Below are 18,604 nucleotides of genomic sequence, written 5' to 3'. Positions count from 1 at the left end.
TTTTATGGTATAGTGTTTAAGCAATCGGGGTGTGGCGCAGTTGGTAGCGCACTAGACTGGGGGTCTAGGGGCCGCAAGTTCAAGTCTTGTCACTCCGACCAAAAGGACAGCTTTTCGGCTGTCCTTTTTTCTTTTGCTTTTTATTTTCGGCTTAGTTAAGCCAAATTTTCGCTTACACAAAAAGCAAGAGAAAACAGAAAATTTTTGGCGTTGCAGCACTTATTGCAGTACTTTTTGATACAAAATACAGAAAAAGCAGGTCATTCCCATACCGATCATGATGGTAAGCTGTCTCTGCCTTTTGCTCATCGGACAGCGTGATTGCCATACCCCGCAGCGTGTCCAAAACCTCCTGAGCGTACTCGTCACGCACCGTGTGTTCCGGGGTGCTGTCCAGCCGCTTTGTAAAGAAGTCCTTGATCTTTTCGATAACGGACTTCTTTTCTTTTTGGGTCAGGTCAGTATCTTCCGCCAGCCACTTGGCGAACTTATCGCCGCCCTCCTGCGTGCTGGCTTCACCACTGATGAAGTCAAAGATCATCTCGCTGACGGCATCTTCTTTGCCTTAAAACCATTATACAGTCTTGCCGCCGCGGCTGTCAACGCTCAGCGCAAGCGGATCCGTCTTGAGTACCAAATAGCGGACAATAAATGATAGCACCAACGAATGCCGCGCAATCAGTTAGCCGTTGAAATGGGTTCAAAACCAAGTTTGCTAATAAAAGGACAAATCTGAGCCCTACTTTCCTATAGCTATCAATGCAAAAAGAGCAAGTCCGAAGACTTGCTCTTTTTTAGATTCTGTAATTCTGGGAATTACTCCTTGATAGCGGTAACAACGCCGGAACCAACGGTACGGCCGCCCTCACGGATAGCGAAGCGCAGACCCTCTTCAATAGCGATGGGGGTGATCAGCTTAACATCCATGTTTACGTTATCGCCAGGCATGCACATCTCAGTGCCCTCGGGCAGGGTGATCACGCCGGTAACGTCGGTGGTTCTGAAATAGAACTGGGGACGATAGTTGTTGAAGAAGGGAGTATGACGACCGCCCTCTTCCTTGGTCAGTACATACACCTGACCGGTGAACTCAGTGTGCGGATGAATGGAACCGGGCTTAGCCAGAACCTGACCACGCTCGATGTCGGATCTCTGAACACCACGCAGCAGGCAGCCGATGTTGTCGCCGGCCTCAGCATAGTCCAGAATCTTACGGAACATCTCAATACCGGTGCAAACGGTCTTGGAGCTCTCGTCCTTCAGACCAACGATCTCAACTTCCTCGCCGGTCTTCAGCTGGCCTCTCTCCACACGGCCGGTAGCAACGGTACCACGACCGGTGATGGTGAACACATCCTCTACGGGCATCAGGAAAGGCAGGTCAGCCTTACGGTCCGGAGTGGGGATATACTCGTCAACAGCGTCCATCAGCTCTTTGATGCACTCGCAAGCAGGATCGTCGTTGGAAGATGCTTCCAGAGCCTTCAGTGCGGAACCCTTGATGATGGGGCAATCCTCATCAAAGCCATACTCAGCCAGGGTCTCACGAACTTCCATCTCAACCAGCTCAAGCAGCTCAGGATCGTCCACTTGGTCGGTCTTGTTCAGGAAAACGATGATTGCGGGCACGCCTACCTGACGAGCCAGCAACAGATGCTCCTTGGTCTGCGCCATGGGGCCATCGGTAGCAGCGATAACCAGGATAGCGCCATCCATCTGCGCAGCACCGGTGATCATGTTCTTAATGTAGTCAGCATGGCCGGGGCAGTCCACGTGTGCATAGTGGCGCTTGTCGGTCTCATACTCAACGTGAGCGGTGTTGATTGTGATACCACGCTCTCTCTCTTCCGGAGCCTTATCGATATCTGCATAGTCCTCGAACTTTGCATAGCCCTTGTTTGCAAGGTACTTGGTGATAGCTGCGGTCAGAGTGGTCTTACCATGGTCAACATGGCCGATCGTACCAATGTTAACATGGGGTTTGGTTCTGTTAAAATGTTCTTTTGCCATTGGAATTTCCTCCTTAAGAATTTACAATAGTCAATTGTCATTGCTATTCTATCAAAATCGAATAAAAATAGCAAGCATTTTTTATTGATTTATCGAATTATCAGTCTTTTTTGGCGCGCTCGCTGATAATGCTCTCAGAAATGGACTTGGGAACAGGCTCATAGCCGTCCGGCTCCATGGTGTACTGGCCACGGCCCTGGGTCTTGGAACGCAGGTCGTTTACATAGCCAAACATCTCAGACAGCGGTACGCGAGCATTAATCTGCTTTGCACCGTTGCGGTCCTCCATGCCCTGGATCTGGCCACGGCGGGAGTTCAGGTCGCCGATTACATCGCCCATGTATTCCTCAGGAACGATAACAACAACCTTCATCATCGGCTCCAGAATGATGGGACCGGCCTTCTTGGCAGCGTCCTTAAATGCCATAGAACCGGCGATCTTAAAGGCCATCTCAGAGGAGTCAACCTCGTGGTAAGAACCGTCGTACAGCTCTACGCGAACATCTACCACATTGTAGCCTGCCAGAATACCGCTCTTCATAGCGCCCTGAATACCGGCGTCTACCGCAGGGATATACTCCTTGGGGATGGAACCGCCGACAATCTGGTTCACGAATTCATAGCCCTTGCCGACACCGGTCTCCGGATCAATGTTGGGCATAATGCGGATCTTACAGTGACCGTACTGGCCGCTACCGCCGGACTGACGCTTATACTTGGTATCGGAAGCCGCTTCCTTGGTGATGGTCTCTTTGTAAGCCACCTGGGGAGCGCCAACATTGGCCTCTACCTTGAACTCACGCATCAGACGGTCAACGATGATCTCCAAGTGCAGCTCGCCCATGCCGGCGATGATGGTCTGACCTGTCTCTTCATCGGTGTAAGCCTTAAAGGTGGGGTCCTCTTCTGCCAACTTAGCAAGACCCAGGCCCATCTTTTCCTGACCGGCCTTGGTCTTAGGCTCAATGGCAACACGGATCACGGGATCCGGGAAGTTCATGGACTCCAGAACAATGGGATGATCCTCGTCACACAGGGTATCACCGGTGGTGGTGTTCTTCAGACCTACGGCAGCAGCGATGTCGCCGGCGTAGCAGGTGGGAATATCCTCACGGTGATTGGAGTGCATCTGCAGAATACGACCCATTCTCTCCTTATGACCCTTTACAGAGTTGTAGCAGGGAGAGCCTGCGTCAATGGTACCGGAATATACACGGAAGAAGCAGATCTTACCAACGAAGGGGTCGGTAGCGATCTTGAACGCCAGAGCAGCAAAAGGCTCTGTGTCGGAAGAGTGACGATACTCCTCCTCGTCCGTGTCCGGATTTACGCCCTTAATGGACTCAACATCCGTGGGGGCGGGCATATAATCTACGATTGCGTCCAGCAGGGGCTGTACACCCTTGTTACGGTAGGAAGTACCGCAGGTGATGGGCACCATCTTGTTGGCAATGGTAGATTTTCTGATGGTCTTTTTGATCTCGTCAACAGTCAACTCTTCACCGGCGAAATACTTCTCCATCAGCGCGTCGTCCATCTCTGCGACATGCTCGATGAGCTGCTCGCGGTACTTCTGCGCCAATTCCATCATATCCTCAGGAATGGGCTCACGGCGAACATCATTACCCAGATCGTCATAATAGATCTCGGCGTCCATATTCACCAGGTCCACAATCCCGCGGAAAGTGTCCTCCGCGCCGATGGGCAACTGAATGGGCAGAGCATTGCACTTGAAACGGTCATTGACCATATCCAGTACATTGTAGAAATCTGCGCCCATAATGTCCATCTTATTGACATAGATCATTCTCGGTACATGGTACTCGTCAGCCTGACGCCATACGGTCTCAGACTGGGGCTCAACGCCACCCTTGGCGCACAGAACGGTAACGGAACCGTCCAACACACGCAGGGAACGCTGCACCTCTACGGTGAAGTCCACATGCCCGGGGGTATCGATGATATTGATTCTGTGCTTCTTCCAGAAGCAAGTGGTAGCAGCGGAAGTAATGGTAATACCGCGCTCCTGCTCCTGCGCCATCCAGTCCATGGTTGCTGTACCATCATGGGTCTCACCGATCTTATGGTTAATACCCGTGTAATACAGGATACGCTCGGTGGTGGTGGTTTTACCAGCATCAATATGCGCCATGATACCAATATTTCTTGTCATTTCAAGAGATACTTTTCTCGGCATAATATCCTCCTAACAAACTGAATGGCTTAATATCTGAAATGAGCAAACGCCTTGTTTGCCTCAGCCATCTTATGGGTATCGTCGCACTTTTTGGCAGCGCCGCCGGTCTTATTGGTAGCATCCATAATCTCGGCTGCCAGGCGCTCCTTCATGGTTCTCTCAGAACGCTGACGCGCATAGAGAGTGATCCAGCGCAGACCCAGGGTCTGGCGCCGTTCCGGACGAACCTCAAGCGGTACCTGGTAGGTCGCACCGCCTACACGGCGAGCCTTAACCTCCAGTACGGGCATAACATTCTCCATGGCAGCTTCAAAAGTTTCCAGGGGATCATTACCCGTCTTTTCTTTGATGATGTCGAAAGCGTCGTACACGATCTTCTGTGCGACACCTTTTTTACCATCGTACATAACGTTGTTGATCAGGCGTGTAACAAGCTTAGAGTTGTACAGCGGATCAGGCAGAACGTCACGCTTAGCGATCTGGCCTCTTCTTGGCATCTTCGCTTCCCTCCTTCATTATCATTGATGAGTTCATAGGTACTCGAGTTTTCCCGTGGAGCCAACAAAAAGGTCATACACTGTATAGCTATATAAAGTATATAAACTTTTGCCGGATTTCCAAACAAGAAGATCAAACTCAGCCGGGCTGAGCTTGGTGGATCCTTAACGGATCGGCGCTGCTCTTATTTCTTAGCAGCCTTCGGTCTCTTGGCGCCGTACTTAGAGCGGCCCTGCATTCTGCCGTTCACGCCCTGGGTATCAAGAGTACCGCGAATGATGTGGTAACGCACACCGGGAAGATCCTTTACACGGCCGCCGCGGATCATAACTACAGAGTGCTCCTGCAGGTTGTGACCTACGCCGGGAATGTAAGCGGACACTTCAATGCCGTTAGACAGACGCACTCTGGCAATCTTACGCAGTGCAGAGTTCGGCTTTTTCGGAGTTGCAGTCTTGACTGCGGTGCAAACGCCGCGCTTCTGGGGAGAATTGTTATCGGTCATAACATTCTTCTTGGTGTTCAGCCCCTTCAGCAGAGCCGGTGTTTTGGACTTTTTCTCCAGCGTCTTACGACCTGTTCTTACAAGTTGGTTAAAGGTAGGCAATCGTTTATCTCCTTTCAAATTATTTTGTACGCTTTTGCGCACAAAACACAAATTTGGCAAAGCAAATTTGCATTTTCTGCTCAAAAACGCACCTACTGGGGCAGAACTTTACGGTTCTGCCCCGGTAAATGGTCAATTTTCGGCTAAATTCGATGGGATTTGGGCCGATTTAGCGCAAATCGCACACCGACAATTTAGCATTATATCACTCGGACATACTGTTTGTCAAGAGCTCTTGCAGCTGTTCCAGGTTCAAAATTTCCTCGCTGCCCTCAGCGGAGAAATAGCTGGGCACCACATCCACCTTATCAAACACCTGCATACCGGTACCGGCGGGCACCAGCTTACCGATGATTACATTTTCCTTCAGACCGATCAGCGGATCCACCTTGCCCTTGATGGCAGCATCGGTGAGCACGCGGGTGGTCTCCTGGAAGGAGGCGGCGGACAGGAAGGAGTCGGTGGCCAAGGACGCCTTGGTAATACCCATCAGAATCGGGATATAAGTGGCGTGCTTCAAAGTGGTCTCGCCCAAAGCGATCCGCTTGTCAATGGCCTCATTGGCCTCGTCTACCTGGGCCACATCCACCATGGTGCCGGACACCAGATCGGTATCGCCGGCATCGTCCACGGTGCACTTCTTAAGCATCTGACGAACGATAACCTCAATGTGCTTGTCGTTAATATCAACACCCTGGGTACGGTAAGCGAACTGTACTTCCTTAATTAGGTAGTTATAAACAGCCTCTTCGCCCAAGATAGCCAAAACATCGTGGGGGTTCACGGCGCCGAGCGTCAGCTCCTCGCCCTTCTTCACATGGGCACCCTCAACAATGTGCTCGCACAGACGGGCACCGTAAGGGATCAGATACTTCTTCTCTTCCCCGTCCTCGCCGGTCACAATGGCGTGACGGCTCTTCTTGATCTCCTCAAAATGAACCACACCGTCGATCTCAGACAGAATGGCCAGCTGCTTGGGTTTTCTGGCCTCGAACAGCTCCTCTACACGGGGCAGACCCTGTGTAATATCGGCACCACCGGCAACACCGCCGGTATGGAAGGTACGCATGGTCAACTGTGTACCCGGCTCACCGATGGACTGGGCGGCGATGATACCCACGGCCTCACCTACCTGAACCGGCTCGTTAAAGGCCAGGTTGGCGCCGTAGCACTTGCAGCACACGCCGTGGTGGGACTTACAGGTGATCAGAGAACGGATCTTTACGGACTCGATACCGGCGTCCACAATACGCTTGGCGTCTTCCTCTGTCATCATACGATCCGGCTCCATCAGCACTTCGCCGGAGTTAGGATCGATCACCGGGTCTACAACGAAACGACCGGTAAGGCGCTCCTCCAACGGCTCCAGTACACGGTTGCCGTCCATGATCTTGCTTACGATAATACCATCGTGGCAGCCGCAATCCTGGTCGCGAATGATTACATCCTGGGATACATCTACCAGACGGCGGGTCAAGTAACCGGAGTCTGCGGTACGCAGTGCGGTATCGGCCAAACCTTTACGGGCACCACGGGAGGAAATGAAGTACTCCAGAATATTCAGACCCTCACGGTAGTTGGCACGAATGGGAACCTCAATGGTCTTACCGGCGGTATTGGCGATCAAACCACGCATACCGGCCAGCTGACGCAGCTGAGAGGTACTACCACGGGCACCGGAGTCTACCATCATGTGAATGGGGTTATGGGCGCCGTCAAAGTTACTGGTCAGCTCGTGGGATACCTTGTTGGTGCAGTCCTCCCAAGCCTTGATAACGGCGGACGAACGCTCCTCGTTGGTAATCAGGCCGTAGTTGTAGTTGGTGGTAATCTCGTCCACCCGCTTCTCGGCCTCGTCCAGGTACTCCTTCTTCTTCTCCGGGATCAGGGCGTCCACAACGGCTACGGTGGTGCCGGAAATGGTGGAATACTTATAGCCCTGCGCCTTCAAAGCGTCCAGCACCTTGGATGCCACGGCAACGCCGTGCACGCGAATGCACTTCTCGACGATTTGGCCCAGCTGCTTCTTCTTTACAACAAAGCTGATCTCCGGTACAAACTCATTCTCCGGATCGGAACGATCCACAAAACCCAGGTCCTGAGGCACCGGGGCGTTAAAGATCACACGACCGATGGTCGTCTTAACCAGGTGCTCGTGCACTTCCCCGTCCACTTCCTTGGAGAAGCGGATCAGGCACTCGGAGTGCAAGCCCAAAGAGCCTTCCTGGTAGGCCATCATGGCCTCGTCCTTATCTCTGTAAATATTATAGCGGGTATATTCGTTGCCCTGGGCGTCTTTCTCCACCGTGGGGCAGCCCGGCTCGCCGCCCTTAATCATGGTCAGGTAATAGGAACCGATCACCATATCCTGGGTAGGCACGGTCACCGGCTTACCGTCAGAGGGTTTCAGCAGGTTGTTAGCAGCCAGCATCAACATTCTGGCCTCTGCCTGTGCCTCTGCAGAAAGGGGCACGTGCACAGCCATCTGGTCGCCGTCGAAGTCTGCGTTAAATGCGGTACAAGCCAGCGGGTGCAACTTAATTGCGCGACCCTCTACCAGCACCGGCTCAAAGGCCTGAATACCCAAACGGTGCAGGGTAGGTGCACGGTTAAGCATCACCGGGTGATCCTTAATGACCACTTCCAGAGAGTCCCAAACGGCCGGGTTGTTGGCACGCTCCACCATCTTACGGGCAGATTTAATGTTAGAGGCCACGCCGGTCTCTACCAGCCGCTTCATCACAAAGGGCTTAAACAGCTCGATCGCCATTTCCTTCGGCAGACCGCACTGGTGCATCTTCAATTCCGGACCAACCACGATTACGGAACGGCCGGAGTAGTCAACACGCTTACCCAGCAGGTTCTGACGGAAGCGACCCTGCTTACCTTTCAGCATATCGGACAGGGACTTCAGCGGACGGTTGTTGGGACCGGTGACCGGACGGCCGCGGCGGCCGTTGTCGATCAGGGCGTCCACAGACTCCTGGAGCATACGCTTTTCGTTGCGCACGATAATATCCGGTGCGCCCAACTCCAGCAGCTTCTTCAGACGGTTGTTTCGGTTGATAACGCGGCGATACAGGTCGTTCAGATCAGAGGTGGCAAAACGGCCGCCGTCCAGCTGAACCATGGGGCGAATATCCGGGGGGATTACCGGGATGGCATCCAGGATCATCCACTCCAGCTTATTGCCGCTCTGATAGAATGCATTGACCACATCCAGGCGCTTGAGCAGACGCACACGCTTTTGACCGGTAGCAGTCTCCAGCTCCTCGGTCAGCTCATCCCGCAGGGCTTTCACATCAATGTCTTGCAGCAGCTTTTTGATGGCCTCGGCGCCCATGCCGGCCTCAAAGTCGTCCTCATAGCGCTCGCGCATTTCTGCATATTCTTTTTCGTTCAGGATCTGCATTTTCTCCAGCGGGGTGTCGCCGGGATCCGTTACGATATACAGTGCAAAGTACAGCACCTTCTCCAAATAACGGGGGCTCAGATCCAGTACCAGCCCAAGGCGGCTGGGAATGCCCTTAAAATACCAAATGTGAGACACGGGAGCCGCCAGTTCAATATGACCCATACGCTCACGGCGCACCTTGGCCCGGGTGATCTCTACGCCGCAGCGCTCGCAGACCTTGCCCTTATAGCGTACTCTCTTATATTTGCCGCAGTGGCACTCCCAGTCCTTCATGGGGCCGAAAATGCGCTCGCAGAACAAACCGTCCCGCTCCGGCTTCAGCGTTCTGTAATTAATGGTCTCCGGCTTGGTGACCTCGCCGTAGGACCACTCCCGAATCTGCTCGGGAGACGCCAGACCGATTTTGATCGAGCTGAATTCGTTTTCTTTATTCTCCATCATGGAAGCACTCCTTTATATATAATGTAGTGTCGGAATGGCGTTTACGCATCGGCCCCATCGTCCGAATCGTCGTCCAGGGCGTTTGCAAACAAATCTGCAAACGAATCCGCTGCGTCTGCGCCTGCTTCCTCGCCGGCTTCTTCCGCATTCTCAATGCCAAAGCCCTCGCTGCCCTCGTCAAAGTCATTGACGGTGGTGAACGCCTTGTCATCAATAGGCTGAATACCGGTGCCATCGTCCAGATCCTGCTTGAGCTCTACTTCCTCGCCGTTGGCGTCATACACACGAGTATCCAGACCCAGTGCCTGCAGCTCCTTAAACAGAACCTTGAAGGATTCCGGCGTGCCTGCCTTGGGGATATTCTCGCCCTTAACAATGGCCTCATAAGCCTTCACACGACCCACAACATCATCGGACTTCACCGTCATGATCTCTTGCAGGGTGTAAGCAGCGCCGTATGCCTCCAGTGCCCAAACCTCCATCTCACCGAAACGCTGGCCGCCGAACTGGGCTTTACCACCCAAAGGCTGCTGGGTGACCAGGCTGTAAGGACCGGTGGAACGGGCATGGATCTTATCATCCACCAGGTGATGGAGCTTCAGGTAATACATGTAGCCCACGGTCACCGGGTTATCAAACTTTTCGCCTGTACGGCCGTCGGTCAGGGTAGTCTTACCGTCCTCACGCAGGCCGGCCAATTTCAGGCACTCACGAATGTCGTCCTCATGAGCACCGTCAAATACGGGGGTCATCATCTTCCAGCCCAGTGCCATGGCGGCATAGCCCAGATGCACCTCCAGCACCTGCCCGATGTTCATACGAGAAGGTACGCCCAAGGGGTTCAATACAATATCCAACGGGCGACCGTCCGGCAGGAACGGCATATCCTCCTGGGGCAGTACCCGGGACACAACGCCCTTGTTACCGTGACGACCGGCCATCTTATCACCGGCCTGGATCTTACGCTTCTGGGCGATATAAACGCGAACCACTTTGTTCACGCCGGGGCTCATTTCATCGCTGTTGGCACGGGTGAACACCTTAACATCCACCACAATACCATACTCGCCATGGGGCACACGCATGGAGGTGTCACGCACCTCGCGGGCCTTCTCACCGAAGATGGCACGCAGCAGCCGCTCCTCTGCGGTCAGCTCCGTCTCGCCCTTGGGGGTCACTTTACCCACCAAAATATCACCGCTGTGTACCTCGGCGCCGATGCGGATAATACCGTCCTCGTCCAGATCCTTCAGCGCGTCCTCGCCCACATTGGGAATATCGCGGGTGATCTCCTCCGGACCCAGCTTGGTGTCTCTGGACTCCACCTCGTGCTCCTCAATGTGAATGGAAGTATAAACATCGTCCCGCACGATCTTCTCGTTGATCAATACGGCGTCCTCGTAGTTGTAGCCTTCCCAGGTCATAAAGCCGATCAGGGCGTTCTTACCCAGAGAAACCTCACCATTGCAGGTAGCGGGACCGTCGGCGATCACCTGGCCGTCCTCTACCTGCTGGTGCAGGGAGACGATGGGCCGCTGGTTGATACAGGTGCCCTGGTTGGAGCCGCAGAACTTTACCAACTCGTAATGGTCGATCTCACCGGAAGCGGTCTTAATATCAATGGTACGCGCGTCTACGGCGCACACGGTGCCGCCACGCTTGGCAATGACCACCACGCCGGAGTCGTAAGCTGCCTTATACTCCATACCGGTACCCACTACCGGGGCCTCGGTCTTCAGCAGCGGCACAGCCTGGCGCTGCATGTTGGCGCCCATCAGTGCGCGGTTGGCGTCGTCGTTCTCCAAAAACGGGATCATAGCCGTAGCTACGGATACAACCATCTTGGGGGATACATCCATGTAATCCACTCGCTCCGGGGGCAGGGTCAGGAACTCGTCCCGATGGCGGCAGGTAACGCGGCGGTTGGTGAAGTGACCTTCCTCGTCCAGGGGCTCATTGGCCTGGGCCACAACGAACTCGTCCTCCACATCGGCGGTCATGTAGACCACCTCATCGGTGACCACACCGGTCTCTTTGTCCACCTTACGGTACGGTGCCTCAATGAAGCCGTACTCATTCAGCCGGCTATAGCAAGCCAGATAAGAGATCAGGCCGATGTTGGGTCCTTCTGGAGTCTCAATGGGGCACATTCTGCCGTAATGGGTATAGTGTACATCTCGCACCTCAAACCCGGCGCGGTCACGGGACAGACCGCCGGGGCCCAGTGCGGACAGACGGCGCTTATGAGTCAGCTCCGCCAAGGGGTTGTTCTGGTCCATAAACTGGGACAACGGAGAGGAACCGAAGAACTCACGGATAGCAGCCACCACCGGGCGAATGTTAATCAGTGCCTGGGGGGTAATGGCGTCCTCGTCGTCCTGTGCCTGCAAGGTCATACGCTCACGAATCACGCGCTCCATACGGGTAAAGCCGATACGGAACTGGTTTTGCAGCAACTCGCCTACCGCGCGGATACGACGATTGCCCAGGTGGTCAATGTCGTCTGTGGTGCCTACACCGCAAGCCAGGTTGCAGAGATAAGACACGGTAGCAAAAATATCGTCTGTGGTAATGTGCTTGGGCACCAGGTCGTCCTGCTTAATGCGGATCTCCTCTTTCAGTGCCTCTTCATCATCGCCGCACTTCTCCAGGATCTCTGCCAGCACAGCATAGCTGACCTTTTCACGAATACCCAGAGGGGTGCAGTCAAAGTCCACATATTTCTTGATATCGACCATGCCGTTGGACACAACTTTTACCTTGTTGCCGTCCACATCGACAAATGCAAACATAACACCTGCATCCTCGATCTCCATGGCCTTGATCTTGTCGATCTTCTCACCGGCGTCTGCCAGGAACTCACCCTGGGGAGAGATCACCGGTTCTGCCAGGATCTGGCCGTTCAGGCGGTCAGCCATACCCAGCTTTTTGTTATACTTGTAGCGACCCACTCGGGACAGATCGTACCGGTGCGGGTCAAAGAACAGGCCGTCCAAGTGAGCCTGTGCCGTCTCCAAAGTGGGCGGCTCGCCGGGACGTAGGCGCTTGTACACCTCCAGGAGTGCCTCCTCCTGGTTCTTGGTGGTGTCCTTCTCAATGGTGGCCACCAGGCGCTCATCCTCACCGAAATAGTCAATGATCTCATGATCAAGACCCAGACCCAACGCACGCAGGAAAGTGGTGATAAAGATCTTGCGGTTCTTATCAATGCGCACATAGAACAGGTCGTTGGCGTCCGTCTCATACTCCAGCCATGCGCCCCGGTTGGGGATCACGGTGTTGGTATACAACTCCTTACCGGTCTTGTCATGGTCCATGTGGTAATACACGCCGGGGGAACGCACCAACTGGGACACAATGCAGCGCTCTGCACCGTTGATTACAAAAGTGCCGGCATCCGTCATCAGCGGGAAGTCGCCCATGAAGATGATGTTCTCCTTCACCTCACCGGTCTCTTTGTTCTGCAAGCGGGCACGGACCTTCAGCGGTTTGGCGTAAGTCACATCCCTTGCCTTACACTGGGCAATGGTGTACTTGGGGTCCTCGTCCATGGTGTAGTCGATAAAGTCCAGCACCAGATTGCCTGTATAATCCGTGATGGAACCAATGTCGCGGAACACCTCTTCCAAACCTTCATCCAGGAACCACTGGTACGATTTCTTCTGCACTTCAATGAGGTTGGGCATTTGCATCACTTCATTGATCTTTGCAAAACTCTTTCGTGTTGTGGTGCCGAGCTGCACGTCTTTCACGTTCAACATAAAAGGGGTCACTCCAATCTTTTTTTCTCAGAAAAAAGTCGAAATCCAGCGCCGATCCGCTGCCGCGGGCCTAAAGTTTTTCGCACGGCCCGGCAGGGGCGCGCATATACTCGTGCGCATAAATTTCCATTTTAATCGTGCATATAATATAGACGAACAAGCCCGGAAAGTCAACAATTATTTTTATATAAATTCCACAAAATGAAAAACTTTTTGATACACGCCACCGTGTGCTTCTTGTTTTTCGTCACTTTGCACAAGAATTTTTCAAAAAATTCTACAAATCGGAGCGCTAAAAATTGATTTCTTCTCTCCCCTTATGGTATAATAGACGGCAAGAAAATCAACTGGAGCGAACCATGAAACAAAACTGTAAGCGTATCTTTTCTCTGCTGCTGTGCGCCGCTTTGGTGTGCACCCTGTTTGCCGGTTGCGGCGGACGGAACAAGCAGCTGGATATTATCTACCCCATCACCGGCAATATCACCAGCTTTGACCCTCAGGTGGCTGCCACCCAGGATGAATACCTGATCGCGGAGAACTGCTATGAGGGGCTGGTGCGTGTAGAGGACGACGGCACGGTCAAACCGGCTGTGGCTGCGGACTGGACAGTGAGCACCGACCAAAAGACCTACACCTTTCATCTGCGCCAGGGACTGAAGTGGCACCTGACGGACGCGGTAACCGAGCGTATGGGCAAGAACTGGGATCCGGACATTACCGCCCATGATTTTGTTTTTGCGCTTCAGCGCGCCGTGTCACCCCAAACCGCCTGTCCCCTGTACCCTGCCCTGTCCGGCATTGCCGGTGCACAGCAGGTGTACACCAAACAGAAGAGCGCCTCTGCGCTGCAAGTAAAGGCCACGGACGATTACACCTTGGTGATCACCTTACGCACCCCGGCCGCCGGGTTCTTTTCTACCCTGTCCGGCGCAGCAGCCATGCCCTGCAATAAAGAATTCTTTACCGCCACCAAGGGCCGCTACGGCCTGGGCACGGAGTATTCTCTCTTTAACGGCCAATTTTATGTAAAGAATCAACTGGACACCTCTTATACCCTGAACAAAAATGAAGAATACAAGGGCGCCAACCCCACGAAGGTGGACAATATCACCCTGAATATCAAGGACGAAAACAGCAAGATACCGGAGAAGTTGGAAAGCGGCTACTACGACGCCGCCTTTCTCACCGGCAGTGAGTACGGCGCCCTGAAAAAGAAGGACGACCTGACCGCTATCCCCTATGCCAACACCACCTGGGCGTTTTTGCTTAACACCAACCAAGGCAGCCTATCCAATGAAAAAATGCGCCGAGCCATCTGCCTGAGCCTGTCCCCGGCAGATACAAAAAACAGCAAGTATCTGCAGGCGTCCACCGGCATTACCCCACCTAGTACCACGGTGGACGGCGGGAATGTGACCACCGCTAAAAACAGCCTGGTACCTGCCAGGGATGCTGCCCGCGCCCAAACCCTGTGGAAAGCCGGGTTGGAGGAGACCGGGCTGACCGCCGTAGCGCTGACAGTCATTACCATCCCGGAGATGGACGCTTACGCCAAGGCGCTGGTACAGGGGGTGCAAAGCAGCTTGGGCACCGTGACCACCTACGGCAACGGCACCGGCATTGCCTTTTCCCTAAAGATCGAAACCATGACCAAAGCGGAGATGGAGAGCCAGATGGCCGCAGGCACCTATGACATTGCCTTGTACCCTATGGAGGCCGCCAGCCAAAGCCCGGTGACCTTTCTGTCCAACCTGCTCTCCACCAACTATATGAAGCTGCAAAGCGATAAAATCGAACAGGCGCTGACAGTGGCCAAGAACGCCACGGCCGGCACGGCCACCGCCGCCTGCCGAGCCTGCGAGCAGGCGCTGATCCAAACCGGCGCCGTTCTACCGGTATTCTATGAGTCTGCCTACTATGTGATGGCTGGAGGCGTCAGCGGCGTACAGTTTCACCCGGGCAGCGGGAGGGTCTCCTTTGTTGAAGCGAACAGAGCATAATAAGCAGTACGCTACGGTCTTTTGGGTGCTCAGCGTGGTGTGTATGGGTGTAATCTTCTACCTGTCCTCCCGCACAGCGGACCAATCCAGCCGCGAGAGCGGCGCTGTACTGGCCTGGCTCACCCGCCTGCTGGGCGATGGTCGGCTCACAGACTTTTTGGTGCGCAAATCCGCACACTTTTTGGAATACACCGGGCTGTGCCTGCTGCTGAGCCTTGCCTGCGCAGCCACCTGGGGACGCCGGTACACGGCCGTCAGCCTGCCCATTGCCAGTCTGTATGCAATCACTGACGAAGTGCACCAGCGCTTTGTGCCCGGGCGTTCCTGCCAGGCGGCAGACTGGGCGATTGACACCGCAGGTGCGGCCCTTGGGCTGCTGTGTGCCGGGGTGCTGCTGTGGCTTTGGCTGCGCTATCGTACCAAAAAGCACGACAAGAATTGACATTGCCGCCAAATCGTATATAATATAGGACATATTCTTAAAATTAAGAGCGAGGAAACAACATGAATGTATTGATTTACGATACGGAAGAACAGATCGGCATTGCAGCCGGTAACTATATGTGCGGCCAGGTGCTGGCAAAGCCCAACTCCGTACTGGGCCTGGCCACCGGCTCCACCCCGCTGAAGCCCTACAACCACATGATTCGCCTGTACGAGCAGGGTGCCGTGGACTTCTCCAAAGTGACCACTTTTAACCTGGACGAATACTGCAAGCTGGATGTGGAAGACAAAAATTCCTACCACTCCTTTATGCACGAAAATCTGTTTGACCACATCAATATCCCGAAGGAGCGCATTCACTTTTTGGACGGCAACGCAGCGGACTTAGAGGCCGAGTGCAAGCAGTACGAGGAGAGCATTCGCGCTGCCGGCGGCATTGATATTCAGCTGCTGGGTATCGGCTCCAACGGTCACATTGCTTTTAACGAGCCCAGCGACTCCTTCCAGCGGTGGACCCATGTGGTGTCCCTTAAGGAGAGCACCATTCAGGACAACAGCCGCTTCTTTAACACCATTGAGGAGGTGCCCACCCAAGCACTGACCATGGGCATTGGCTCCATTATGCAGGCCAAGCGCATTCTGATCATCGCCCTGGGCGAGCACAAGGCCAAAGCCATCAAGCAGGTGATCTCCGGCAATGTAACCCCGGAATGCCCCGCCTCTGTGTTGCAGTTCCATACGGATGTAACGCTGATGCTGGATCGGGGTGCCGCTTCCCTGCTGTAATATTCTGAAATCAGGTGATCAAGTATGAATAAAGGGATCAAAGCAGCGCTGGCGCTGGGTCTGTGCTGCGTCACTGCCGCCGGGCTGTTTGGCTGCACCAAAGCTGCCCCGGAGGAGACCACCCAGCCCGCCACGGTCGCAACCCGGCCCGCTGCCACCACGGCAGACACCACGGTGCCGGAGAGCACCACAAATGCTTCTACCAACACCACTACAAAACCGGCAGAAACCACCACCAAAAAGGCAAAAGAGGACAGCGGCAACGCCTACACCGTCAACCAGGCACTGGATGCCCTGACCAACTACTACGGCAAGGGCTACGATGTGGACGGCACCGTGTCTGAGGGCAACAACTACTATTTTGCCGTTTATAAAAACAAAAAGAAGTACGCCTCCGTCAAAGTCAATATGCAGACCGGCGATGCGGTAGAAACCCGCACCAAGGACGGCGCGACGGCCAACTTCAATGTATTTGTATAAGGAGGCTCCTATGGATAAGGAAAAGTTTTATATCACCACGCCCATTTACTACCCCTCCGGCAATCCCCACATCGGGCACTGCTACACCACCGTGGCCTGCGACTCCATCGCCCGCTTTCGGCGCATGCAGGGGTATGATGTGCTCTTTCTCACCGGTACGGACGAGCACGGTCTGAAAATTGAGCAAAAGGCCGCCGAGAAAGGCGTGACCCCCAAGGCGTATGTGGACGAGATCGTAGCCATCTTTAAGAAGCTGTGGTCCTACATGAACATCAGCTATGACCGCTACATTCGCACCACCGACGATTACCATATAGAGACGGTACAGAAGATCTTTAAAGAGCTGTACGACCGGGGCTATATTTACAAGGGCGAATACAAAGGCAAATACTGCACCCCCTGCGAGAGCTTTTGGACGGAAAGCCAGCTGGTGGACGGCAAGTGCCCGGAATGCGGCCGCGAGGTCACCGAGGCCGCTGAGGAAGCCTATTTCTTTAAGCTGTCCCCCTTTGCCGACCGGATCGAAAAGCTGCTGTTGGAGACGGATTATTTACAGCCTAAGAGCCGCGCGGTAGAGCTGGTCAACAACTTTATCAAGCCCGGTTTGGAAGATCTGTGCGTGTCCCGCACTTCCTTCACCTGGGGCATTCCCGTCACCTTTGATCCGGGTCATGTGGTTTATGTGTGGGTAGATGCGCTCTCCAACTACATCAGCGCCCTGGGCTACCTGAATGACAAATATGACGACTTTGACCGCTATTGGCCCGCCGATGTGCACATGGTGGCGAAAGATATTATGCGCTTTCACGCCATTATTTGGCCTGCCATGCTGATGGCGCTGGATCTGCCGCTGCCCAAGCACTTGGCAGTACACGGCTGGATCACCTTTAACGGTCAAAAGATGAGCAAATCCATCGGCAATGTGGTAGACCCGCTGGTGCTGGGCGAGCGCTACGGCGCAGACGCCATTCGCTACCACATTCTGCGAGAGATGGCGCTGGGCGCAGACAGCTCTTTTTCTAACGAAATTATGATCAACCGCATTAACGCGGACTTAGCGAACGATCTGGGCAACCTGGTGTCCCGCACCGTGGCTATGGCAGAGAAATACTTTGGCGGCACCTTGCCGGAATGCAGAGAAGCAGACGAAGAACTGGACGCCTCTCTCATTGACCCGGCACTGGAGCTGCGGGATAAAGTGGCTGCCTACATGGACCAGACCCAGCTGAACAACGCCCTGGCAGAGATCTTCAAAGTGATCTCCAGAGCCAACAAGTATATTGACGAAACCACCCCCTGGATCCTGGGCAAGGACGAGAGCCGCAAGGCTCGGCTGGCCAGCGTGCTGTACAACCTGCTGGAGGTGATCCGGATCACCACCACCCTGCTGTCCTGCTTTATGCCCACCTCTATGCCCAAGGCCTGGGCGCAGATCGGCGCTACCGAGAACCTGATCACCTATGAGAACGCTGCCAAATTCGGCGTGCTGCCTGCCAATGTAACGGTGCACAAGGGCGACGCTCTGTTCCCCCGCATTGACACAGATAAGGAGATCGACGAACTAAACGCCTTAATTAAAGCCCAAATGGAGAAGGCTACCGCTGCCCTGCAGCCTAAGGCAGAAGTACCCGGTGTGGCGCAGATTGCCTTTGACGACTTTAGCAAGGTAGAGCTGCGCGTGGCAGAGATCACCGACTGCGAACCCATTAAGCGGGCAAAGAAGTTGCTAAAACTGCAAGTGAATGACGGCGACGGCAGCCGTCAGATCGTCAGCGGCATTGCCCCCTGGTACAAGCCGGAGGACCTGATCGGTAAAAAAGTGGTGATCGTAGCCAACTTAAAACCTGCCAAGCTGTGCGGCGAGATGAGCAACGGTATGCTTCTGGCCGGCGATGTAGGCGATGATGATGTACAGGTGCTGTTTGTGGACGGTATGCCCGCCGGCACCAAAATTCGCTAAAG

12 protein-coding genes and 1 tRNA gene are annotated in these 18,604 nt (G+C 54.2%); 6 read left to right on the top strand and 7 right to left on the bottom strand.

Annotated elements, in window-relative coordinates; translation table 11 throughout:
- Positions 1 to 25 precede the first annotated feature (25 nt).
- Positions 26 to 101 (top strand) — tRNA-Pro (locus tag OGM59_02010).
- Between the two features lie 71 nt (positions 102 to 172).
- On the opposite strand, the gene OGM59_02005 is transcribed toward OGM59_02010, so the two are convergent.
- From OGM59_02005 to rpoB, 7 genes are all read right to left on the bottom strand, one after another.
- Complete coding sequence (locus tag OGM59_02005) at positions 173 to 541, bottom strand: hypothetical protein (GenBank protein ID UYI91270.1); 369 nt, start codon at positions 539 to 541, stop codon at positions 173 to 175.
- Between the two features lie 275 nt (positions 542 to 816).
- Positions 817 to 2,010 (bottom strand): elongation factor Tu, encoded by a 1,194-nt coding sequence (gene tuf, locus OGM59_02000; GenBank protein ID UYI91269.1) that lies wholly within the window; start codon positions 2,008 to 2,010, stop codon positions 817 to 819.
- A gap of 100 nt (positions 2,011 to 2,110) precedes the next feature.
- Entirely contained in the window at positions 2,111 to 4,207 is a 2,097-nt protein-coding gene (fusA, locus tag OGM59_01995; protein ID UYI91268.1) for an elongation factor G, read from the bottom strand.
- A gap of 26 nt (positions 4,208 to 4,233) precedes the next feature.
- Positions 4,234 to 4,704 carry a 30S ribosomal protein S7 gene (gene rpsG, locus OGM59_01990; protein UYI91267.1) on the bottom strand — a complete coding sequence of 157 codons (471 nt, stop codon included), beginning with the start codon at positions 4,702 to 4,704 and terminating at the stop codon, positions 4,234 to 4,236.
- A 185-nt stretch (positions 4,705 to 4,889) separates the two neighbouring features.
- Positions 4,890 to 5,312, bottom strand: coding sequence for a 30S ribosomal protein S12 (gene rpsL, locus OGM59_01985; GenBank protein UYI91266.1), 423 nt, complete (start codon positions 5,310 to 5,312; stop codon positions 4,890 to 4,892).
- 205 nt (positions 5,313 to 5,517) lie between these two features.
- Positions 5,518 to 9,168, bottom strand: coding sequence for a DNA-directed RNA polymerase subunit beta' (rpoC, locus tag OGM59_01980; protein ID UYI91265.1), 3,651 nt, complete (start codon positions 9,166 to 9,168; stop codon positions 5,518 to 5,520).
- 41 nt (positions 9,169 to 9,209) lie between these two features.
- The gene (rpoB, locus tag OGM59_01975; GenBank protein UYI91264.1) at positions 9,210 to 12,929 is read right to left on the bottom strand and encodes a DNA-directed RNA polymerase subunit beta; all 3,720 of its coding nucleotides are present in this window, start codon (positions 12,927 to 12,929) and stop codon (positions 9,210 to 9,212) included.
- Between the two features lie 359 nt (positions 12,930 to 13,288).
- On the opposite strand from rpoB, the gene OGM59_01970 reads away from it, so the two are divergent.
- From OGM59_01970 to metG, 5 genes are all read left to right on the top strand, one after another.
- Positions 13,289 to 14,932: a peptide ABC transporter substrate-binding protein gene (locus OGM59_01970; GenBank protein ID UYI91263.1), complete on the top strand. Its 1,644-nt coding sequence runs from the start codon at positions 13,289 to 13,291 to the stop codon at positions 14,930 to 14,932.
- A complete protein-coding gene (locus tag OGM59_01965) occupies positions 14,910 to 15,374 on the top strand; it encodes a VanZ family protein (GenBank protein UYI91262.1) in 465 nt (154 codons plus the stop codon). The genes OGM59_01970 and OGM59_01965 overlap by 23 nt, the downstream gene beginning before the upstream one ends.
- A gap of 62 nt (positions 15,375 to 15,436) precedes the next feature.
- Complete coding sequence (gene nagB, locus OGM59_01960; protein ID UYI91261.1) at positions 15,437 to 16,162, top strand: glucosamine-6-phosphate deaminase; 726 nt, start codon at positions 15,437 to 15,439, stop codon at positions 16,160 to 16,162.
- 24 nt (positions 16,163 to 16,186) lie between these two features.
- A complete protein-coding gene (locus tag OGM59_01955; protein ID UYI91260.1) occupies positions 16,187 to 16,642 on the top strand; it encodes a hypothetical protein in 456 nt (151 codons plus the stop codon).
- Positions 16,643 to 16,652: 10 nt separating this feature from the next.
- Positions 16,653 to 18,602: a methionine--tRNA ligase gene (gene metG, locus OGM59_01950; protein UYI91259.1), complete on the top strand. Its 1,950-nt coding sequence runs from the start codon at positions 16,653 to 16,655 to the stop codon at positions 18,600 to 18,602.
- The last annotated feature ends 2 nt before the right edge of the window (positions 18,603 to 18,604 follow it).

The organism is Oscillospiraceae bacterium (assembly GCA_025757685.1).
Classification (GTDB): Bacteria; Bacillota; Clostridia; order Oscillospirales; family Acutalibacteraceae; genus CAG-217.
This window is presented reverse-complemented; position numbering and strand designations above follow the sequence as displayed.

Excerpts from the sequence above, each read along its gene's own strand:
- OGM59_02005 (UYI91270.1), bottom strand. The coding sequence starts at position 541 with ATGATCTTTGACTTCATCAGTGGTGAAGCCAGCACGCAGGAGGGCGGC.
- tuf (UYI91269.1), bottom strand. The coding sequence starts at position 2,010 with ATGGCAAAAGAACATTTTAACAGAACCAAACCCCATGTTAACATTGGT.
- fusA (UYI91268.1), bottom strand. The coding sequence starts at position 4,207 with ATGCCGAGAAAAGTATCTCTTGAAATGACAAGAAATATTGGTATCATG.
- rpsG (UYI91267.1), bottom strand. The coding sequence starts at position 4,704 with ATGCCAAGAAGAGGCCAGATCGCTAAGCGTGACGTTCTGCCTGATCCG.
- rpoC (UYI91265.1), bottom strand. The coding sequence starts at position 9,168 with ATGATGGAGAATAAAGAAAACGAATTCAGCTCGATCAAAATCGGTCTG.
- rpoB (UYI91264.1), bottom strand. The coding sequence starts at position 12,929 with ATGTTGAACGTGAAAGACGTGCAGCTCGGCACCACAACACGAAAGAGT.
- OGM59_01970 (UYI91263.1), top strand. The coding sequence starts at position 13,289 with ATGAAACAAAACTGTAAGCGTATCTTTTCTCTGCTGCTGTGCGCCGCT.
- nagB (UYI91261.1), top strand. The coding sequence starts at position 15,437 with ATGAATGTATTGATTTACGATACGGAAGAACAGATCGGCATTGCAGCC.
- OGM59_01955 (UYI91260.1), top strand. The coding sequence starts at position 16,187 with ATGAATAAAGGGATCAAAGCAGCGCTGGCGCTGGGTCTGTGCTGCGTC.
- metG (UYI91259.1), top strand. The coding sequence starts at position 16,653 with ATGGATAAGGAAAAGTTTTATATCACCACGCCCATTTACTACCCCTCC.